Here is a 1,580-nt window from a genome sequence, read left to right on the forward strand (position 1 = left end):
CTCATGGGGTGGGGGTGCTGGTCTTGATGAGTGGTATCGCGACGTCGTTAAAAACTGGCGCGCTGCACAAATATTTCCTGGATTCGCAGCTGGAAATACAACGATATATAACCCAGGGGGACCAGGATCAGTAGCATCTCCGGGTAACTATCCGGAATCATTTGCAACTGGTGCGACCGACATTGACAATAAAGTGGGAGCTTTTTCCTTACGCGGTCCATCACCGTATTCGGAAATTAAACCAGATGTCTCTGCACCAGGAGCGAACATCCGTTCAGCAGTCCCGGGGAGTGGTTATGAAGGCGGTTGGAATGGAACATCGATGGCTAGTCCTGCAGTTTCGGCGATAGCGGCAATGCTCCGCCAAGTGAACGCGAACGTAACAGTCGATGAAATGGAACAGATTCTTTTAAATACGGCAGTCCCGTTGACGGATATTGAATATCCACAGACTCCGAACGATGGGTATGGATATGGACTTGTCGACGCTTATATGTCTGTTTCTGCAATCATTAATGGTCTTGGAAAGCTTGAAGGCCAAGTGGCGAAAAAAGGGGAGGATAATGAAGCCCCAACATTCACTCATACTGCGCCGATAGCTACATATGTAGGAATGGATCTCGATTTGAAAATCAAAGTGAGTGACAACATTAGCTTAGCATCCGTCGTACTGAACTACCAAGGTGCAAACGGAGAATGGAAAGCAGTGAATGCCTCTCAGAAGTCTGGAGATTATAAGTCCGGAGAATATGTAGCAACGATTCCAAGTGAGGAAATCGCTGGTGATTCGATTGTTTACAAATGGACAATCAATGACTTCGGGAATAACGAAGTAGTAAGTGAAAATCACACAATCGAAGTGAAACCAGCTATTACAGTTGGCTATTTCGAAGATTTTGAGAAGACACCAATCGGTTGGACTTCATTTGGGTTAATGGATACTTGGGAGTGGGGTGTACCGACATCCGGCCCTGGTAAAGCTGCATCTGGTGAAAAAGTGTACGCCACAAATCTTGAAGGTCCGTATGGGAATAATATGAACGCAACACTCCTTATGCCTCCAATGGATTTGCCTGAAGGAAATGCCTACTTGCAATTCAAACAATGGCATGAATTCGAGCAATCATCAGCAGGGGCAGCTTATGATTACGGACATATTTTCATATCCACTGATATGAAGGAATGGACACAACTACTCAAGATTCAAGGTCGATCAAGTGCTTGGTCTGAGACGGAAGTCGATTTGTCAGCGTATAGCGGTCAGCGCGTCTATATCGGGTTCAATGGATTTTCAGATGGAAATGTTGAAGAGGATGGCTGGTATATCGATGATGTCTCTTTAGTTGATACATCACATACTGAAAAAGTATCAGAAGGGATTAAACAAGGTGACAAAGGGAGTAAATTGAATACCGAAAAAAGTGGTCTTGATGGTGTCAAAAAGCCAAACAATAATAATTCCGACGTGATTATAGAGAAAGGGAAAGATTTATTCGAAGAAGCGATTGACCCAACAAAAATAAAACCCGCATTGCCTGAAAAAGAAACAACACTAGGCGAAGGGAATCTCAACCCGATGG

The 1,580-nt window shown here is 44.4% G+C and carries 1 protein-coding gene; it reads left to right on the plus strand.

The window, feature by feature from the left end; genetic code table 11:
* On the plus strand, positions 1-1,580 hold a 1,580-nt coding region (locus tag AC1DSB_RS19050), incomplete at both ends, for a S8 family serine peptidase (RefSeq protein WP_477587394.1).

The sequence above is a fragment of the Paenisporosarcina sp. P4_E4_2 genome (assembly GCF_056401595.1).